Raw genomic sequence first — 19,332 nt, 5'->3', positions numbered from 1 at the left:
TTCAACAAACCTTAAAGTTAATCAACTTTTTAGGTGGAGTAAATTTTTTGGAGGCCTAACTAATGCATCAAGTACTAAAAATATGGATGATTTACCTGCTCGGACGCGAGGCGCTATCGACAACTTCTTATAGAGGATAGTGTATCAAGTCCTCCAGTTTCTGGTACTTGGGTCATGAAACTTTCATTTCCCTACTTATTGCTGTATTCAAACAGCTTTCGTTTTTCTTCTTTGCTTAGGCTGTCGTAGCCCTTGTCGGCAATTTTGTCTAAGATTTTATCGATTTCTTCTTGAGTCGTGCCGTCTTTTTTAGTGGCTTTGGATTCATTTTCACGAAGCGGTTCACTTTTATAGGGAGGATTTTTCTTCCGGTAGGTCACCTTGACATTAGGTCTTCCAGCAAAGACACTTTCAAAAAATCTGCCCACTGCTTGGACAGGAGCACCTAGGTCGGTGCCTTTTCGCAGCATGCTGATATAGACATATCCTATCGCGGCACCGCCCAAGTGGGCCAATTCACCACCGGCATTGGCACCGGTACTGTTGGCGAATGCGATGACTACATAGAAAATGGCAATGTATTTAATCTTCACAGGTCCGAGTAAAATCAGGTGGAAGGTGGTGTCAGGAGTAAGGGTGGCAGCCCCTACGACGATGGCATAGACCCCGGCACTGGCGCCCAGCATGAGTGCCGCATCTCTTTGTTCGATGAAGAATGGAGCTACATTATACATGATGACATAGAGCACCGCACCTGCAAGGCCTCCCAAGATGTAAAGGTTTGCTAGTTTCCTGCTGCCCAAATATTCCTGAACCAATAGCCCAAACCAATAAAGGAAAAGCATATTGAAGAGGATATGGAAAATCCCTTCATGCATAAACATATAGGTAAATATGGACCAAGGCTGTGTGATGATCCTGCCCACATCGGCAGGCATCATGAAGTAGCTTAAAAGCTGCTGGTAAAGCGCGCCCTCTCCACTAATGGTGAGAAATACCCTAATCACCAAAAAGACCAAAAAGACAAGGATATTAATGGCCATTAGTTTGTAAAGGCTGTTGTCCTTGTGGTTGAATGCATTTTTTAAATAATACCAGAATCCTCCGTACATGATCAATAAAAGCTAGTTCTATCCTTTTTCCAGAAAGTTACCAAAATCGCGCCGATTATTAAACCACTAAAATGTGCAAAGTGCGCTACATTGTCTGTGGGGTTATTGACGATAATATTATAAACCGTGTAAAGCCCATAGAACAGTACCAGGTACTTGGCCTTGATGGGCATAGGTGGGAAGAGCAAAAACAGCTGGGTATTGGGAAATAGCATCCCAAAGGCCACCAAAACACCAAATAGTGCTCCGGAAGCACCTACCATGGGGATGTTGGATTTTTGCTCCCGAATATTGTTCATGATTGTTTTGGCATTTTGGATATAGGTCTTATTGCCAGGATCACGACTGAATTTGTCGATGAAATCATAAACACTGTTGTTAAACATGTAGCTGTTGTCAGAAACAAATTGATTGAAGACTTCAGGATCGGGGTTGTTATAGAAGGTCTCCACTTTTTGGTTCAGCTGATTCATCTGGAAGGCCGTGTAGCCAGAGTAAAGTACACCCGCTCCGACGCCACATACCATCCACAAGGTAAGTAGTTTTTTGGGGCCAAGAAATTGCTCCAGCAATGGACCAAAGATAAACAGTCCGAACATATTGCTGATCAAATGCCAGAGCCCAGCATGCATAAACATGTAGGTCAAAAACTGAAATGGCATGAAATATTTGCTCTCGATATAGTACAGGGCAAACAGGCCTTCCAGCTGAGGCAAGAGGAAGCCAGCGACTACAAAAAGGCCCACATTGATCAGCAATAGGTTTTTGACGACGGGGGTTAATGATCTAAACATATATTATTTTTCAAAAAAGCTGCGTATTTTACTTAAATCCAATTTTACAAAGGTTTTATTCCCCGAAAGCCCATAATTTGGATTTTGGCAGGCAAATAACTGCCCGACCAAAGTTTCCATTTCTTGACTTTTGAGCTTAATGCCCTTTTTGATCGATGATTTCTTAGCCAAAGACCGAGCCAAGTTTTCCTTATTGTCCAGGGACAATTCTGATTTAAAGTGCTTGAATTGCTCCAATAAGCCTTCAAACAGGGCCTTTTCATTATTGATTTGCACATCAGCAGGGACCCCTTTGATCAGTAGGGTGTTTTTGCCAAATTCCTCTATGACAAAACCCAGGCTGTTGAGTTCTTCATGCAGGTCCATTGCCAAGGTATAATCGGCCAAGCTCAGGCTCAGGCTCTGTGGAAAGAGGCATTGCTGCGAGGCACCGCCGGTGTTTTTGAGTTGTTTGATGTAGCGCTCGTATAGGATACGCTCATGGCTGGCTTGCTGGTCAATTAGCAGCAGCCCTGTGCCCAGCTGAGCCACAATGTAGTTTAACTCCACCTGAAAGGTTGCCCCGGCATTGCGCTCCCCTTCATGGAAAACCGGCTTTACCGGATCAGGAGCAATGGCACTTTCTACTTCCTCTTCGTTGGCGCGACTGGAAAAGGTAAGCAATTCCGAGGAATCATCCCCGGCTTCATTTATGGCTGTTTCTCTGATATCACTGCTTTTTTCTCCTTCAAACAACCGCTCCCAACCGGTCGTGTCCTGTTTTTTGATGGTCGGGCTGCTGTATGTTTTATAACTGTTTTCCCGGCTTACTTCGTCTTTTCTGGTTTGGTCATTTTTCCAGTTTTCGGTAAAATTGACATCCAGGCTAAAATCCAGCGTCGGGACGACATTGTGAGCGCCCAAGGCTTGCTTCACGCCGGCCCTGACCACTGAGTAGATGGTGCGTTCATCGTCAAACTTTATTTCGGTCTTGGTAGGATGGACGTTGATGTCAATATGCGAAGGGTCTATCGCTAGGAACAGCACGTAAAAAGGATGCTGGTCAGGTGCCATGAGCCCTTCAAAGGCATTCGATACGGCGTGATTGAGGTAATTGCTTTTGATATAGCGGTTATTTACAAAGAAGTATTGCTCTCCGCGGGATTTTTTGGCATTTTCGGGTTTGCCCACATAGCCTTTGATGGTGACGTGTGGCGTTTCTTCTTCACAGGCAACCAGCTGGCTCTGATAGTTTTTTCCGAATATCCCTACGATCCGTTGGCTGAGTTTGCCGGCACTAAGCTTAAAAAGCTCCATGTCATTATGCACCAGGCTGAAGTTCACTTCAGGATTGGCCAGCGCCACCCGCTGAAACTCATCCACAATATGCTTCATTTCCACAGGATTGGACTTGAGGAAATTCCTTCGAGCAGGGACGTTAAAGAAAAGGTTTTTTACGGCAATGGAGGTGCCTTCAGGACAAACGACGGGTTCCTGTTTTTTGACCTCAGATCCTTCGATGCAGATCAATGTGCCCAGTTCTTCCCCTTTTGCTCTGGTCTTGAGCTCTACTTGCGCCACTGCCGCGATGGAGGCCATGGCCTCTCCCCTGAAGCCAAACGTCCGAATGGCAAACAGGTCCTCCGAACGCCTGATTTTGGAAGTAGCATGCCGTTCGAAGCACATTCGGGCATCTGTAATGCTCATGCCCTTGCCATTGTCGATGACCTGGATAAGCATTTTGCCCGCTTCTTTGACCAATACTTGAATATCTGTAGCCCCCGCATCAACAGCATTTTCCAAAAGTTCTTTCAATGCTGATGAGGGGCGTTGAACTACTTCGCCGGCGGCAATTTGGTTAGCGATAGCATCCGGCAGTAGTTGGATAATATCACTCATTTGCTTTGCCTTTCAATCTTATTAAGAACAGCACGACGGCTATTCCGATTCCAATGTATAGGAGTGTGTACAATGCATCTATTCCCCAGTAAAGGTAACCCGTGATCGTTCCAACTAATATCAGCAGGATAATCATTCGCAGCATCCCCGCACTAGAGAAGAGATCGGAGGGCTTGTTTCGAATGGGGCTTCCCTGCGTAAAGGCTCCCCTTATCGAAGAACCTTCCGCTCTTCGATAGGCTTCTTCAATATCTTGGTTCTTTCCATTTGATAGCACGCCATCGGCCTCCAGCTGATGCTTGATCCTTGCAGTGCGTTGTTCGATCTCTTCCTTCACAGGATCGTAGTGCCTTGGCTTGATGTCAAAGCGCATGGGGCTGGCGGTTCTGAATATGGATGGAAATTTCATGCTGATAATTGAATTCGTTTACACTATCATAACGTTAAAATTGGTAACGTTGGTTTTGCTTGTCACTATTTATGGTAGAGAAAAGCTTGAATATTCGTAAATTTGGAGATTACTTGCAAGAAACTGTCTAGCATAATCTATACAAAGTTATTTTAAATTTTAAGCAATAAAAATTAAACAATCGGATGAATCAAAAAGTTTGGCGGGTGCCGTTTGTCTTGATGCTTATCGGGGTGATGGTCTTTTTTCAACTATCATTTGGGTTTGAAAAGAAAAGTAGTGAACATCTGGGCGATCCACTTCGGTCGCGTGATTATGTGGCACAGAAAAAATGGGTGGACAGTGTCTTTAACAGCCTGACTTTCGAGGAGCGCTTGGGGCAGCTGTTTATGGTGGCAGCCTATAGCAATCGGGGCGAAGCACATAAACAAAAAATAGCCAAGCTCATTCGCGAGGAGCAATTGGGCGGACTGATATTCTTCCAGGGAGGCCCCGTCCGGCAGGCCCATTTGACCAATTATTACCAATCGATCACCAAAACACCGCTAATGATTGCCATGGATGCAGAATGGGGCGTCAGCATGCGGCTGGACAGTGTGATCCAATTTCCCAAGCAAATGACCTTGGGCGCCATCAGAGATGATGAGTTGATATATGATATGGGCACTGAGATCGCCCGTCAGTTTAAGGAATTGGGAATGCACATCAACTTCGCGCCTGTAGTGGATGTGAATTCCAACCCCAACAATCCCGTTATCGGTTATAGGGCATTTGGAGAGCAAAAGGAAAAGGTGGCCAAAAAGGCTGTTGCCTATATGAAAGGACTCCAAGACCATGGTATTATGGCCAATGCCAAGCATTTTCCAGGCCATGGAGATACTGATTCAGATTCCCACTATACCACACCGGTAATCAATAATGCCAAGGAACAGATACAGGATGTTGACCTATATCCATACCGCCAATTGATCAAGGAAAACCTGATGAGCGTGATGGTAGCCCACCTACACATCCCCAGTTTGGGCACCACCTCCGGCAAGCCCACCACGCTGACTCCTGCAGTGGTCAATGATTTGCTCAAGAAGGACATGGGGTTTGAAGGATTGGTGTTCACAGATGCGCTGAACATGAGAGGAGTGAGTGATTTGCATGCACCGGGAGAAGTGGATCTTCTCGCCCTACTGGCAGGGAATGACGTGCTGCTTTATGCCGAAGACGTCCCCAAATCCAAGCGCCTGATCCTGCAGGCGGTGGCTGATGGCCGGATATCCAAGGACCAGATCGATGCGCGGGTAAGGAAGATTCTCAAAGCTAAATATTGGGTTGGGCTGGACCAGCCCCAGCATGTAAATACCGATCAGCTTGTGGAGCGGCTCAGCACCTATGAGACCTCTGCCTTGGTGGAGCGGCTGTACGCTGGATCCATGACCATGGTGGCCAATAAGGGAAATTTCTTGCCCATTCGTAACCAAGACTTGCTGAAGATGGCGTCCATTACACTGGGCGGCGGTGGGGATATCTTCCAGAAATACCTCGATAAATTTGGGAAGTTTAAACATTATAGGCTCACTCGAAATAGCAATAGCCAATCTTACCGTGCGCTGGAGCAAAATCTTCGCCAATACAATACCATCGTGGTGGGCATTACAGATGTGAGCAATAGCCCAAGGAGGAATTTTGGTATCAAGGAAGAGGACATGTACTTTATCAAAAACCTCAGTGAAAAATACAATGTCATCACCGTCCTGTTCGGAAATGCCTATGCGGCCAAGTACCTCGATGACATGCCCAATGTACTGGTGGCCTATGAAGAAAATGAATATACCGAGAAGTTGGCCCCTCAAGTGATCTTTGGAGCCAGGGGCGTGGATGGGGCCTTGCCAGCTACGGTAAGTTCCGCACTGCCGGCGGGGATTTCGGTGCCCATAGATACCAGGGACAGACTGGGCTATAGTCTTCCCGAGAGTGAAGGCATGGACAGCCGTACGCTCAACGGCATCGATGAAGTGGTCAATCGGGCGATCCGCAGCAAATCTACCCCAGGAGCCTGTGTTTTGGTCGCCAAAAATGGCAAGGTAGTCTTCGAAAAAGGATATGGTCATTTGGATTATGAGAAGGGACAGACGGTAACTCCTGAGACGGTCTATGACCTTGCATCCATCACCAAGGTCATGGCCACCACCCAAACGGTGATGTTTCTGGAAAGTCGCGGACTGCTCCATATGAAGGATCCCGTGGTGAAGTACCTGCCCGAGCTAAAAGGAACCAACAAGGCAGACCTCAAACTCAAGGACATCATGGCCCATGAGGCAGGTTTGGCGCCTTGGATACCGCATTATACCAAAACGATTTCTTCTGGAAAGTGGGATCCCGTTTATTACCATTCCGAAAAAGGAAGTGGGTACAGCGTCGAGGTGGCCAAAGGCATGTATGGTATGGACGCCTTACCGGATAGTGTTTGGAAATGGACGGTAGATTCACCATTAAGGAGAAAACCTTACGGCAGCGATAAGTATGGTTACAAGTATTCGGACCTGACCATGTACATTATGCAGCGTGTCGTCGAACGGGTACTAAACCAGCCGATGGATGAGTTTTTGGAGCAGAACTTTTACCAGCCTCTGGGCTTGTACACCTTGACCTATCAGCCACTGGAGGAGCTTCCTGCCGAGAGGATCGCCCCTACGGAAAACGATTTGGTGTTCAGGCATGAGCTGGTCCGTGGTTATGTGCACGATCCTGGTGCTGCCATGTATGGTGGAGTGGCAGGTCACGCAGGGCTCTTCGGGACAGCCCATGATTTGGCAGTGATGATGCAGATGATGTTACAGCAAGGCGAATATGGTGGAATAAACCTATTGGATGCAAAAACCGTTAAAGAGTTTACCAAGAGACAGTCCAATCAAAGCCGAAGGGGCTGGGGATGGGATAAGCCTGATCCAGAACCAGGTGAAGGTGGCCCGGCAGGCAAGCTGGCTTCCAAGAGTACTTTTGGGCATACGGGATTCACGGGTACTGCTGTGTGGGCAGATCCTGAAGAGGAGTTGATTTATGTTTTCCTCTCCAATAGGGTCTATCCAAATGCCAGTAATAATTCACTACTGAGGGATAATGTGCGCACAGATATCCATAATATTATATATCAGGCAATACGCGACTAAAAAAATACTTACTGGTGAACAAAAATGAACTGGGAAAGGTTATAGCTTCTAAATTCTAAGAAAAATAGTTTTTTACCCCTGAAAACATGAAAATCGGAATTGTCTGTTATCCTACGTTTGGTGGGAGTGGTGTAGTAGCCACAGAACTCGGAAAGGCACTTGCCAAGGAAGGTCATGAAATTCATTTCATCACCTATAAGCAGCCTACCCGGTTGGATTTTTTGAGTGAAAACCTTTTCTATCATGAAGTAGATATCAAAAGCTACCCGTTATTTGAGCATGCACCCTATGAGTTGGCCTTGGCCAGTAAAATGGTCAATGTAGTGAAGTTTGAAGAATTGGATCTACTGCATGTGCATTATGCCATTCCACATGCCTCTGCGGCCTATATGGCCAAGCAGATACTGAAAACCCAGGGCATTGAGGTTCCCGTGGTGACGACGCTTCACGGTACCGACATTACATTGGTAGGCAAAGACCCCAGCTATGAGCCCGTAGTGACTTTCAGCATCAACCAATCCGATGGGGTGACCGCTGTGTCTGAGGATTTGAAACAAGCGACATACGATCATTTTGATATCCAGAACGGTATTCAGGTGATCCCGAACTTTATCGATCTGGACCGGTTTAAAAAGCAACGAAAGGAGCATTTCAAAAAAGCCATCTGTCCTGACAACGAAAAGTTGCTTGTGCATACTTCAAATTTTAGAAAGGTAAAACGTGTAGAGGATGTCATCAGGGTGTTTTATGAAGTGCGGAAAGTAGTTCCTGCCAAGTTGCTATTGGTAGGAGATGGCCCCGAAAGGGACAAGATGGAACGGCTCTGTCGGGAACTCGGCACCTGCGAAGATACGCGGTTTTTAGGTAAACTGGATGCCGTGGAAGAAGTACTTTCGGTAGCAGACCTGTTCCTGATTCCGTCTGAGAAAGAAAGTTTTGGGCTGGCAGCTTTGGAGGCGATGGCCTGCGAGGTGCCCGTGTTGTCCTCTGATGCTGGTGGGATTCCTGAACTGAATATTGATGGAGTGACGGGGTTTGCATGCAAGGTGGGAGATATTGAGGGAATGACCGAAAAAGCGTTACATATACTGTCAGACGAAAATTTACCTGCTTTTAAGAAAAGCGCGCTGGATAGGGCAAAGGAGTTCGATGTATCCAATATTCTGCCTCGGTACGAAGAATTTTATAAAAAAACCATTGATAAAACCCTTTCGCTGTCAAAATAACTGATTTTGCTCATTATTTCCCAAAAAGAATAACTCCTTTTGGATTCAATCCGTTAAATTTGTGGTGAAATTATTGAGGTGTTACTTGTAGTTGTGGATAAATAATTGCAGATCAACCTCTTGAGTGAGTTTGCAAAAAAAAATATACTGTTAGGATGAAAAAAATTGGAAGACTGGAGAGGCCGGATAATAATGGATCGGCACAAATGTTCCAGAATCCGGTGCTGGAGAAAATGTCTAGGACACATATTAGTATTCCTATTGTCATGTTTCTTGTGATAGGTGGAGTTTCTCTATTTTACGGACTTACCACCACTACAATTCCAATAGGAATAGGGCTATTGGTGACCATGATAGGTTTGTTGGTATTTACACTAGTGGAGTATTTGATGCATAAGTATTTCTTTCACATGGTGCCCGATACACCAATGAAGGACAAGTTGCAATATTCGGTTCATGGTGTCCATCATGATTACCCGAAGGACAAGGACCGTTTGGCGATGCCGCCATTTATCAGCGGACTGTATGCCTGCATCTTTTACTTTGTGTTTACATTCCTGATGGGAGGATATGCCTTGTATTTTCTTCCAGGGTTTTTGATGGGCTATGCGTTGTATTTGGGTGTGCATTATATCGTACATGCTTTTCAGCCCCCTAAGAATGCGTTGAAGATCTTGTGGGTAAATCATGCCATCCACCATTACAAGGATCCCGATGTGGCATTTGGCGTAAGCTCCCCGCTTTGGGACGTGATCTTAGGAACCATGCCCAAAAAGGATAAATGATTTTAAGACCTTCTTTCTTCGGAGAGAAGGTTTTTTTATGGGTAAATGGCAAACATGTCTTTTGCTGATGCGTTATTTACCCAAAACCTTTACCATGAAAATAAGCATAATAGGCCTTGGATGGTTGGGACTGCCACTGGCAAGATTCTTGGCACAGCAAGGGCATCAAATTTTGGGAAGCACTACTTCGCCGGAAAAGCATCGAAAATTAGCCGAAGAGGGTATCGATAATGTACTGTTTAGACTTGATCCGCACCCCTCTGGAAATGGCTTTAACCGGCTTTTTGAGGCTGACTTGATGGTGGTCAATATCCCGCCAAAGCGCCGGTCGATGCCTGAAACCTTCCACCCCGAGCAAATAAAATACCTCAAGACACTTATCCAGCAGGCAGGAATAGGCAAAGTGATCTATACCAGTTCTACCTCCGTCTATCCTAATACCAATGGAGAAGTGACCGAATCGACAAAATTGTGTCCTACCAATACGGTGCATTCGGCCGTTTACGAAGCAGAGAGAATATTATGGGCAGAAAAAGATTACAAGCTGACGGTGATCCGCTTTGGAGGTTTGTTGGGAATGGACAGGGTGCCAGGCAAGTACTTTTCCGGAAAGGAGGATGTCGCCGGTGATATTCCAGTGAATCATATCCATCAGGAAGATGCTGTGAGGCTGATTGCTCATGTGATCGATCAGGAGCTTTGGGAGGAAACCTATAATGGAGTTTGTCCATTACATCCGGAAAAGCGGAGTGTTTATGAAAGGAACGCCCAAGAGATGGGCTTTGAGCCTCCCAAAAGTTATCGTACTAAAGACTTGCCAGATTATAAAGTGGTAAGTTCCCGGAAAATCAGGGAAACTGGTTTTGTGTTTAGGGTGGAAGATCCCCTTGAATTTTACTATAGCCCTAAATAGTTTGCATAAATTTTATATTATCGAAAGTTTTGCCTAAAAAATGAGCAATCCTAAAAAGCCAAATTCCAAACCTCCTTCTAAAATTGATCAAAAACCAAATTTAAATTCACAATACACCTGTGTTTTGCAATTATTATTCTTCGTATAAAATACTAAGTAACTGAAAATCAGTATAATTTGGTTATGCGAATAAGCGGTTTTATAAAAAATGCATAATGATATATATTTGCAAAGCGAACAAAACAAATCATGGACAAATATTCATACATTTCCAATGCCCATGTAGCCTATATCGATGAGCTATATGAGGACTACAAAAAAGACCCAGAATCAATCGAGCCGAGTTGGAAGACATTTTTTGATGGATTTGACTTTGCCATCACCAAATTTGGAGAAGATGATGATGGAGGGGCGGTAAGCTCCAGCGGAGGCAATGGAACCGCCAAAAACGGAGCACTTGCCACCAAGGGTACCATCATGGACATGGAGCAATTGCCGAAGGAAATCAAAGTGAGGGCCTTGATCCACGCTTATCGCTCCAGAGCACACCTTCGCTCCAAGACCAATCCCGTAAGAGAAAGAAGAGACAGAAAGGCGCTGATTGACCTTGATGATTTCGGATTGAGCGAAGCAGACCTGGATACCGAGTTCCAGGCTGGAAACGAAATCGGTATCGGTGATGCCAAGTTGAGCAAGATTATGGAATCCCTTAAGAAAATCTATGAAGGGACAATGGGTTTTGAGTACCTCTACATCCGGGATCCGGAAATGCTGGATTGGTTCAGGCAGAAAATAGAAAAGGAAGCCCTTGCTTTTGATCCGCCGGATGAAGAAAAAAAGCGGATTCTATATAAACTGAACGAAGCAGTAGTATTTGAAAACTTTCTCCACACCAAATACTTGGGTCAAAAGCGCTTTTCGCTGGAAGGTGGCGAGAGTACTATCCCATTTTTGGATGCAGTGATCAATAAATCTGCAGACTTGGGTGCTGAAGAAGTGATGATCGGCATGGCCCACCGTGGCCGCTTGAATGTCCTGGCCAATGTCATGGGCAAAACCTATGAGCAGATTTTCTCGGAATTTGAAGGGACAGCCAAACCTGACCTGACCATGGGCGATGGTGATGTGAAATACCACATGGGTTTCTCCAGTGAGATCACCACGCCAAGTGATAAAAAGATTAATTTGAAATTGGCGCCTAACCCTTCTCACCTTGAAGCGGTAAATCCAGTGGTGGAAGGCTTCGTAAGGGCCAAGATCGACCATCAATACGAAGGCAATAAGGATAAAGTGGTGCCCATATTGATCCACGGTGATGCAGCGGTGGCTGGCCAAGGGATTGTCTATGAAGTGACCCAGATGGCCAATCTCAAAGGCTATAATACCGGAGGGACCATCCACTTTGTGATCAATAACCAAGTAGGTTTTACCACGGACTTTGACGATGCCCGTAGCTCTATCTACTGTACCGATGTCGCCAAGATTATCGATGCACCAGTGATCCATGTGAATGGTGATGACCCAGAGGCGGTGGTATTTGCCGCTAATTTGGCAGCCGACTTCAGACAAAGGTACAATCAGGATATCTTTATCGATATGGTGTGTTACCGTCGTCATGGCCATAACGAGTCTGATGAACCGAAGTTTACGCAGCCTAATCTTTACAACCTGATTTCGAAGCATCCCAATCCAAGAGAGATCTATAATAAGGAACTTCTGGAAAGAGGTGATGTAGATGCCAAACTGGCCAAGCAGATGGACAAAGAGTTCCGTCAATTGCTCCAGGACAGGTTGAATATGGTGAAGGAAAAGCCATTGCCATATAAGTCGTCTCCATTTGAGCAAGCTTGGAAGGAGTTGAGAAAGTCCGAGCCGGCTGATTTTGACAAGTCGCCTGACACCTTCATTTCGGAAGACTCCATTGAGAAGGTGGCCGAGGCGCTTACTTCATTGCCAAAAGGCTTCAAGCCGATCAAGCAGATCGAGGCACAGATGAAGCAGCGTAAGGACATGTTCTATAACTCCAAGTCGCTTAACTGGGCGGCAGCCGAATTGTTGGCTTATGGCTCTTTGTTGCTGGAAGGCAAGACGGTAAGATTGACCGGACAGGATAGTAGAAGGGGGACTTTCTCCCATCGTCATGCCGTCCTTCATGATGCCAATACCAATAAATCCTACAATTCCCTTAAGGAGATGAAGGATATAAAAGGGCAATTCCACATTTATAATTCCTTGCTGTCAGAATATGCCGTTCTTGGATTTGAGTACGGTTATGCCATGGCCAATCCAAATGCACTGACCATTTGGGAAGCGCAGTTTGGGGACTTTGGTAATGGTGCACAGACCATGATCGACCAGTTTATCAGTTCCGGTGAGTCCAAGTGGCAAAAAATGAACGGTTTGGTAATGCTGTTGCCCCATGGCTATGAAGGCCAAGGGCCAGAGCACTCCAACGCCCGTCCAGAGCGATTCCTGCAACTTTCTGCTGAATACAATATGGTCGTGGCCAATATTACCGAGCCTTCCAACTTCTTCCACCTGCTGAGAAGACAGTTGGCTTGGGAATTCAGAAAGCCTTGTATCGTCATGTCGCCTAAATCTCTTTTGAGACATCCAAAGGTGGTCTCGCCGATCGATGAATTTACCAAAGGAGGATTCAGGGAAGTGCTGAACGATACCACGGTGAAGAAGACAGACGTGACGAGAGTGGTACTTTGCTCTGGAAAGATCTATTATGACCTAATCGAAGCCAGGGAAAAAGAAAAGGTGAAGGATGTCGCCATCGTTCGTGTGGAGCAGCTTCACCCACTTCCTGAGAAACAAATCGTAGAGGTGGTGAAATCCTACAGCAAGAACAAGGAAGTGGTTTGGGTGCAAGAGGAGCCAGAAAACATGGGCTACTGGACCTACATGATGCGGGCACTGTTCAGGGACTTCCCAATGGACGTGATCGCGCGAAAGGCCAGTGCGTCACCAGCGACAGGCTACTTCAAAGTCCACCAAGAAGAACAAACGCACATTATCAACCAAGCTTTAAGAATCAAATAATCCCCCAAGGCACTGTGTTTTTAGAAAACATGGTGCCGCTTTTGGGTTTAATTTTATTATTTTAAATCGATAATTAGAAATTAACCTTAAACCAGCGAGTTTGGGGGAAAAATAAAAAGCCATGAGTTTAGAAATCAAAGTCCCCGCTGTGGGCGAATCCATTACTGAGGTAACTATTGGTCAGTGGTTTAAAAATACTGGAGATTATGTCGAAATGGACGAGGTAATCTGCGAGTTGGAATCTGACAAGGCCACTTTTGAACTGACTGCAGAAGCAGACGGGGTACTGAGTGTAAAGGCAGAGGCCGGCGAGACCCTTGAAATCGGGGCGGTGATCTGCGAGATTGACACCAATGCTTCTGAAGGCGACGCTGCCCCTGCAAAAGAAGAAAAAGAGACATCTTCTGACAGTAAAGAAACCAAAAAAACTGCTGAAAATAAATCTGGCAAAACAGGTGAAGTGAAGGAAATGGTCGTTCCCACAGTGGGCGAATCCATCACCGAAGTGACCTTGGCTTCTTGGTTAAAAGAAGAAGGTGACTTTGTCGAAATGGATGAGATCATTGCAGAGGTAGATTCCGACAAAGCAACCTTTGAGCTGCCTGCGGAAGCACAAGGGATCTTGAAGCGTGTGGCAGAAGAAGGAGATACCCTTGAGATAGGTGGACTGATCTGTAAGATCGAAGTGGTGGAAGGCGATGCCCCTGAAGCAGACGATTCCGCTGAAGAGGAAGCAAAAACATCCTCTGAACCATCTGGTGGATCAGGCAGCTATGCAGAAGGCCATGCTTCCCCCGCCGCCGCCAAAATACTGGCAGAAAAAGGTATCGATGCCAAGGAGGTAAAAGGCACGGGCAAAGACGGCAGGATCACCAAAGAAGATGCTGAAAAAGCCCAGAAGCAAGCACCTAAACCTGCTGCTTCCAAGCCTTCTAAATCAGAACAAAAAGAAACGGCTCCTGAAGCACCTAAAGTGGCGGGAGAACGAAATATGAAACGAGAGAAAATGTCTTCTCTCCGAAAAACCATTTCCAAGCGATTGGTGGCAGCCAAAAATGAAACGGCCATGCTCACCACTTTCAATGAGGTCAACATGAAACCGATCATGGACCTAAGGAAACAATACAAGGAAATGTTCAAGGAAAAGCACAATGTAAACCTTGGGTTTATGTCGTTCTTCACCAAGGCCGTTTGTGTAGCCCTTCAGGAATGGCCAGCTGTAAATGCTCAAATAGATGGTAATGAGATCATATACCATGATTTCTGTGACGTCTCCATTGCCGTCTCGGCACCTAAGGGATTGGTGGTTCCTGTCATTCGTAATGCAGAGTCCCTGTCTTTTGACCAAGTGGAGAAAGAAGTGGTTCGTTTGGCTACCAAGGCACGTGACGGAAAGTTGACCATCGAAGAGATGACCGGCGGTACCTTTACCATTACCAATGGCGGTATTTTTGGTTCGATGATGTCCACTCCGATCATTAACCAGCCTCAGTCTGCCATCCTTGGCATGCACAATATTGTAGAACGACCAATGGCGGTAAATGGCGAGGTGAAAATCCTTCCGATGATGTACATCGCCCTTTCCTACGACCACAGGATCATCGACGGTCGTGAATCCGTCAGCTTCCTAGTGAGACTGAAGCAATTGCTGGAAGACCCGGCTAGATTGCTGCTTGGGGTGTAGGTTTGGTAAATAGTATGTAGAAATGAGTATTAAGTAGTGAGACTTGAGATGTGAGACAATCCCTCCCCGCCACGGCGGGGAGGTTAGGTGGGGTTATTTTGGAGCAAAGAGAAACACAATAGGATCTTAGTAAATGACTAGCGATTACAATAATTGACAATGAAAACTAATATTAACCCGGTCAACACTAATCAGGGACGTACAATGGGGCGCCATCGCTATGAAGACCTAGAGGTGTACAAAAGAGCTGTTGACTTGGCTGTAGAAGTAAGTCTAAGAACGCGGTTATATCCAGATTTTGAAAAATACTCGCTTACTTCCCAAACGAATAGAGCGGTATATTCCATTTCTAATAATATAGCAGAAGGAGCTGGTAGAAATTCCGATAAGGAATTTGATCAGTTTCTGGGTATTGCACTGGGCTCAGCCTTTGAGTTGGACACGCAATTGGTAATTTCCAATAAACTAAATTATATAGAGGAAAGTGATTTTATGAAAGTGTCAAAGGATTTAGAGGCCATTCATAATATGATCTTTGGACTTAAGCGGAGTTTAAAAAAATAACACATTCTTCGTACTTGGTACATTGTACCTCGTACTTTGTTCAAAACCAACAAACATGACATACGACTTAATCGTAATCGGATCCGGGCCGGGGGGCTATGTGGCCGCCATCAGAGGGGCACAACTCGGCATGAAAACCGCCATTATCGAGAAATATCCCACACTGGGAGGTACATGCCTGAATGTAGGCTGTATCCCCTCAAAGGCGTTATTGGACTCTTCGGAGCACTACCACAACGCTGCCCATACCTTTGAAACGCACGGCATCGATCTTAAGGACCTGAAGGTAAACCTGAAGCAAATGATTTCCCGCAAGGATGATGTGGTAAAGCAAAATGTGGATGGTATCCAGTACTTGATGAAAAAAAATAAAATCGATGTCCACCAGGGAGTCGGTTCTTTTGTGGATAAAAATACCGTAAAAGTGACCAAGGATGATGACAAGACTGAGGAGATTACCGGTAAGAATATTATCATTGCTACCGGATCCAAGCCAGCTTCCTTGCCTTTTATCGAGATCGATAAGAAGCGTGTCATCACCTCTACCGAGGCACTTAAGATGAAAGAGGTCCCTAAACACATGATCGTGATTGGCGGTGGAGTGATCGGGATGGAACTGGGCTCTGTTTATGCACGAATGGGTGCCAAGGTATCAGTAGTAGAGTTTATGGATTCTTTGATCCCTTCCATGGACAAAACCATGGGCAAAGAACTACAAAAATCCCTCAAAAAGTTGGGCTTTGAATTTTACCTGAAACACAAGGTGACGGCTGTCAAAAGCACTGCAAAGCAAGTGACTGTCACGGCAGAGAACAGCAAGGGTGAATCAGTAGAAGTAAAAGGAGATTATGTTTTGGTGTCCATTGGTAGAAAGCCTTATACCGAAGGGCTCAATCCTGAAGCTGCCGGTGTGAAGTTAAATGACCGGGGCCAAGTAGAGGTTGATGAGCATTTGAAAACATCCGCTGATAATATCTATGCGATCGGAGATGTGGTCAAAGGTGCGATGTTGGCCCATAAGGCAGAAGAAGAAGGGGTATTAGTGGTAGAGCAGCTGGCTGGTCAAAAGCCACATATCAATTACAACCTGATTCCGGGGGTAGTCTATACTTGGCCAGAAGTAGCGGCAGTAGGCTATTCTGAAGAAGAGTTAAAAGAGAAAGGTGTTAAATACAAAACGGGTAAATTTCCGTTTATGGCCTCTGGCCGTGCCAGAGCATCCATGGACACGGATGGTTTGGTGAAAGTGTTGGCTGATGCAGAAACCGATGAGATACTCGGGGTCCACATGATAGGCCCGAGGACTGCTGATATGATTGCTGAAGCCGTAGTGGCCATGGAATACCGGGCTTCTGCGGAAGATATTGCAAGAATGTCCCACGCCCATCCTACGTACACGGAGGCCTTTAAAGAGGCATGTTTGGCGGCAACAGAAAATAGGGCGTTGCACGTTTAGGAACATACAAGGTGCCATAATACATGTAGAAGAGGTGGTCTCATGATGCTGATTGGCGTACATGAGGTCGCCTCTTTTTTGTTCTTTAGTCTATGAAGTGAAAAACTTTCTATGTTTTGGAGTGGTTTATTAGATGATTTCCCCTTAAATAGGTTGTTGTTTTGAAATTTATAAAAAAATATTTTTTAGAACCATTTTTTAAAATATGCCGTTTATCTAGTCGCATGGTGTCTTTTCAGCTTCATATTTGTACAAACGACCTAGCGATCTGCTTGTCAGTAGATTAAGAAATTTGAAAAATGGTATATCTAAATTGATTTTAGTATTATATTTGCATTCATAAGCTAAAAGTACTTATTCATACACAAAAAAAAGCTATTAACATGAAAACTAAATTGCTATCAATGGTTTTAGTGACCATTGTGTTGTTTTCATCTTGTAACAGAGAAGATGATGTTCCGGGGACTGGAAATGATGCCATCCTTCTGAACAATGATGCTGAATCCTTAAGTGTGCGTTTCAGCAAAGATAAAACAGGCGTCGTGGGGATTACCTCAGAGACTGCAGCAAATGCACGGATCAATGCGGAAGAGATTCCTGCTGGTTCATTGCCCTTGGAATTGATTGCCCAAGTGGAAGCCCCTACCCATGAGGGGAATGTCCTACAGGCCACCCATGTGGATATTGATGGAGACTATGCTTACGTTACCTACAACACCAAAGGAACCCAGTATTTGGGAGCCCTTGATATTTTTGATATCAGTGATGTACATAATCCTGTGATCAGGAGTCAGGCGATCTTTACTGATGCTGATTTGAATGCCGTGGATTTTGTAGAAGGCAAGCTGTACATCGCTGCAGCGGTGGATGTAGATGCGGACTACGGTGTAGATGGTCCAGCAAACTTGATTACGGTAAGCACTGCAAATGGGGCATTTACTTCTGATTTTCAGTTTTCTTCTGTGGAAGGTTATGTCAGCACAGATGTGGCCCATACAGATGCCCATGTGGTCAGCGTAAGTGGTACGGAGGGTATGGTTGCCCTTTTTGATAAGGCTAATTCATCTCTAGTGAACCAGGTAGCATTTCCCGATTTACGGTCCGTAACTTACGGTGGAGGAAAGCTGTTGGTCCTAGATGGCGAAGAAGGGGTGAATTCCCTTGATCCGGTATCTTTGGTCAAAGGCTATACCATTGCATTGGGAGAAGATTATTCTGGCTCAAAGCGAACCATGGATGTGCATGGGGAGACCCTTGTGGTGTCAGAAGGCGCTAATGGTGCTGGCCTCTATAGTATTTCAAACGGGGCAGAACAAGCCAAGATTGAAATTCCAATAGTTTCTGATGGATTGGTTACAGAGGAAGTCGTGACCAATGCAGTGACCACCAATGAGCGGCACTTGTTTATGGCCAATGGTGCAGCAGGGGTAAGTGCAGTAGCACTTGGTGATGATGTAGAAACACTTGGGGTGCTGGATCTGTTTGGTTCATCAAACTATGTAAGGGCAAATAATGAGTATTTGTTTGTGGCTTCTGGATTGGAAGGGCTTCAGATCTTAAAGATCAATCTTGCCGAGGACATCGTAGATGATGTATGCACTGATTTGCCAGCATATAAAGGCAGCACCTGGATGAATATCAACTCCGGTGAGCCTCAGGGATACTCAGGATCTGTTGTGGCCGATGGATTGAATGTCAATGACGATTTTACCTTCTGCGGATCATTGTCCGTAAAAGGCTGGGCCAATATCAACTCTGGCGGGACTTTTAATATGCGAGGTTCCATGGTGGTGGGCCAGTACGGTCAAGACACTGGACTTCAGATCAACAGCACCATGAAAATAGAAGGAAGTCTGGTGATTTATGGTAACCTGACCATCAACAGTGGAGGCACTCTTGAGTTCCTGGGGGATGATTCTTCCATTACCGTGTACGGAAATGTATGGAACAATGGCACCGTAACGGGTGAATTTGATGATACTGAAGGTAAATTGGACTAATCCAATACTATAATTTGTAAGTTTAAATGGCTGCTTTTCTTTGAAAGCAGCCATTTTTTTTCCTAAGGGTTTAAATATTTGAACCCGCTTTATGCATTAGCCTATCTATTGCGAATTGACACTGGCAGGTAAATGCATTATGGGAACTAGAAAACAACTTACGATGAGTACCGATTAGTCTTCCCTGCAAAAGTGTCCAACTTCTCTAGTCCTTGTTTTTTTACTTGATCTGAGGAATATTACTTTAGATTTAAAGGAAAAGCTGTTTCTAGGGCTGGTACAATACTTTTTTGGTAATTGCG

The 19,332-nt window shown here is 45.3% G+C and carries 13 protein-coding genes; 9 read left to right on the top strand and 4 right to left on the bottom strand.

Annotation, left to right across the window (positions count from 1 at the left end):
• Positions 1-191: 191 nt before the first annotated feature.
• The 4 genes from FDP09_RS03365 to FDP09_RS03350 are packed head-to-tail and all read right to left on the bottom strand — an operon-like array spanning position 192 to position 4,193.
• Positions 192-1,112 (bottom strand): rhomboid family protein, encoded by a 921-nt coding sequence (locus tag FDP09_RS03365; protein ID WP_137401300.1) that lies wholly within the window; start codon positions 1,110-1,112, stop codon positions 192-194.
• A gap of 2 nt (positions 1,113-1,114) precedes the next feature.
• Positions 1,115-1,906, bottom strand: coding sequence for a rhomboid family intramembrane serine protease (locus FDP09_RS03360; protein WP_137401299.1), 792 nt, complete (start codon positions 1,904-1,906; stop codon positions 1,115-1,117).
• A gap of 3 nt (positions 1,907-1,909) precedes the next feature.
• Positions 1,910-3,784 carry a DNA mismatch repair endonuclease MutL gene (mutL, locus tag FDP09_RS03355; protein ID WP_137401298.1) on the bottom strand — a complete coding sequence of 625 codons (1,875 nt, stop codon included), beginning with the start codon at positions 3,782-3,784 and terminating at the stop codon, positions 1,910-1,912.
• On the bottom strand, positions 3,777-4,193 hold the full coding sequence (locus tag FDP09_RS03350) for a hypothetical protein (RefSeq protein ID WP_137401297.1): 417 nt from the start codon (positions 4,191-4,193) through the stop codon (positions 3,777-3,779). The genes mutL and FDP09_RS03350 overlap by 8 nt, the downstream gene beginning before the upstream one ends.
• 185 nt (positions 4,194-4,378) lie before the next feature.
• On the opposite strand from FDP09_RS03350, the gene FDP09_RS03345 reads away from it, so the two are divergent.
• The 9 genes from FDP09_RS03345 (at position 4,379) to FDP09_RS03305 (ending at position 19,030) form a co-directional block, all read left to right on the top strand.
• Positions 4,379-7,354, top strand: a complete 2,976-nt coding sequence (locus tag FDP09_RS03345; RefSeq protein WP_137401296.1) for a glycoside hydrolase family 3 N-terminal domain-containing protein — start codon at positions 4,379-4,381, stop codon at positions 7,352-7,354.
• 86 nt (positions 7,355-7,440) lie between these two features.
• Positions 7,441-8,580, top strand: a complete 1,140-nt coding sequence (bshA, locus tag FDP09_RS03340) for an N-acetyl-alpha-D-glucosaminyl L-malate synthase BshA (protein ID WP_137401295.1) — start codon at positions 7,441-7,443, stop codon at positions 8,578-8,580.
• A gap of 155 nt (positions 8,581-8,735) precedes the next feature.
• The gene (locus FDP09_RS03335) at positions 8,736-9,365 is read left to right on the top strand and encodes a sterol desaturase family protein (protein ID WP_137401294.1); all 630 of its coding nucleotides are present in this window, start codon (positions 8,736-8,738) and stop codon (positions 9,363-9,365) included.
• A gap of 94 nt (positions 9,366-9,459) precedes the next feature.
• Positions 9,460-10,278: an SDR family oxidoreductase gene (locus tag FDP09_RS03330; RefSeq protein WP_229683404.1), complete on the top strand. Its 819-nt coding sequence runs from the start codon at positions 9,460-9,462 to the stop codon at positions 10,276-10,278.
• Positions 10,279-10,527: 249 nt separating this feature from the next.
• Positions 10,528-13,326 (top strand): 2-oxoglutarate dehydrogenase E1 component, encoded by a 2,799-nt coding sequence (locus FDP09_RS03325; RefSeq protein WP_137401292.1) that lies wholly within the window; start codon positions 10,528-10,530, stop codon positions 13,324-13,326.
• A gap of 121 nt (positions 13,327-13,447) precedes the next feature.
• Entirely contained in the window at positions 13,448-15,010 is a 1,563-nt protein-coding gene (gene odhB, locus FDP09_RS03320) for a 2-oxoglutarate dehydrogenase complex dihydrolipoyllysine-residue succinyltransferase (protein WP_137401291.1), read from the top strand.
• Between the two features lie 159 nt (positions 15,011-15,169).
• Entirely contained in the window at positions 15,170-15,574 is a 405-nt protein-coding gene (locus tag FDP09_RS03315) for a four helix bundle protein (RefSeq protein WP_229683405.1), read from the top strand.
• Between the two features lie 55 nt (positions 15,575-15,629).
• The gene (gene lpdA / locus FDP09_RS03310) at positions 15,630-17,030 is read left to right on the top strand and encodes a dihydrolipoyl dehydrogenase (RefSeq protein ID WP_137401290.1); all 1,401 of its coding nucleotides are present in this window, start codon (positions 15,630-15,632) and stop codon (positions 17,028-17,030) included.
• Positions 17,031-17,413: 383 nt separating this feature from the next.
• A complete protein-coding gene (locus FDP09_RS03305; protein WP_137401289.1) occupies positions 17,414-19,030 on the top strand; it encodes an LVIVD repeat-containing protein in 1,617 nt (538 codons plus the stop codon).
• The last annotated feature ends 302 nt before the right edge of the window (positions 19,031-19,332 follow it).

Source organism: Echinicola rosea (assembly GCF_005281475.1).
Lineage (GTDB): Bacteria > Bacteroidota > Bacteroidia > Cytophagales > Cyclobacteriaceae > Echinicola > Echinicola rosea.
The sequence above is the reverse complement of the archived record's forward strand: the minus strand, read 5'-3'. Positions and strand labels throughout refer to the sequence as shown.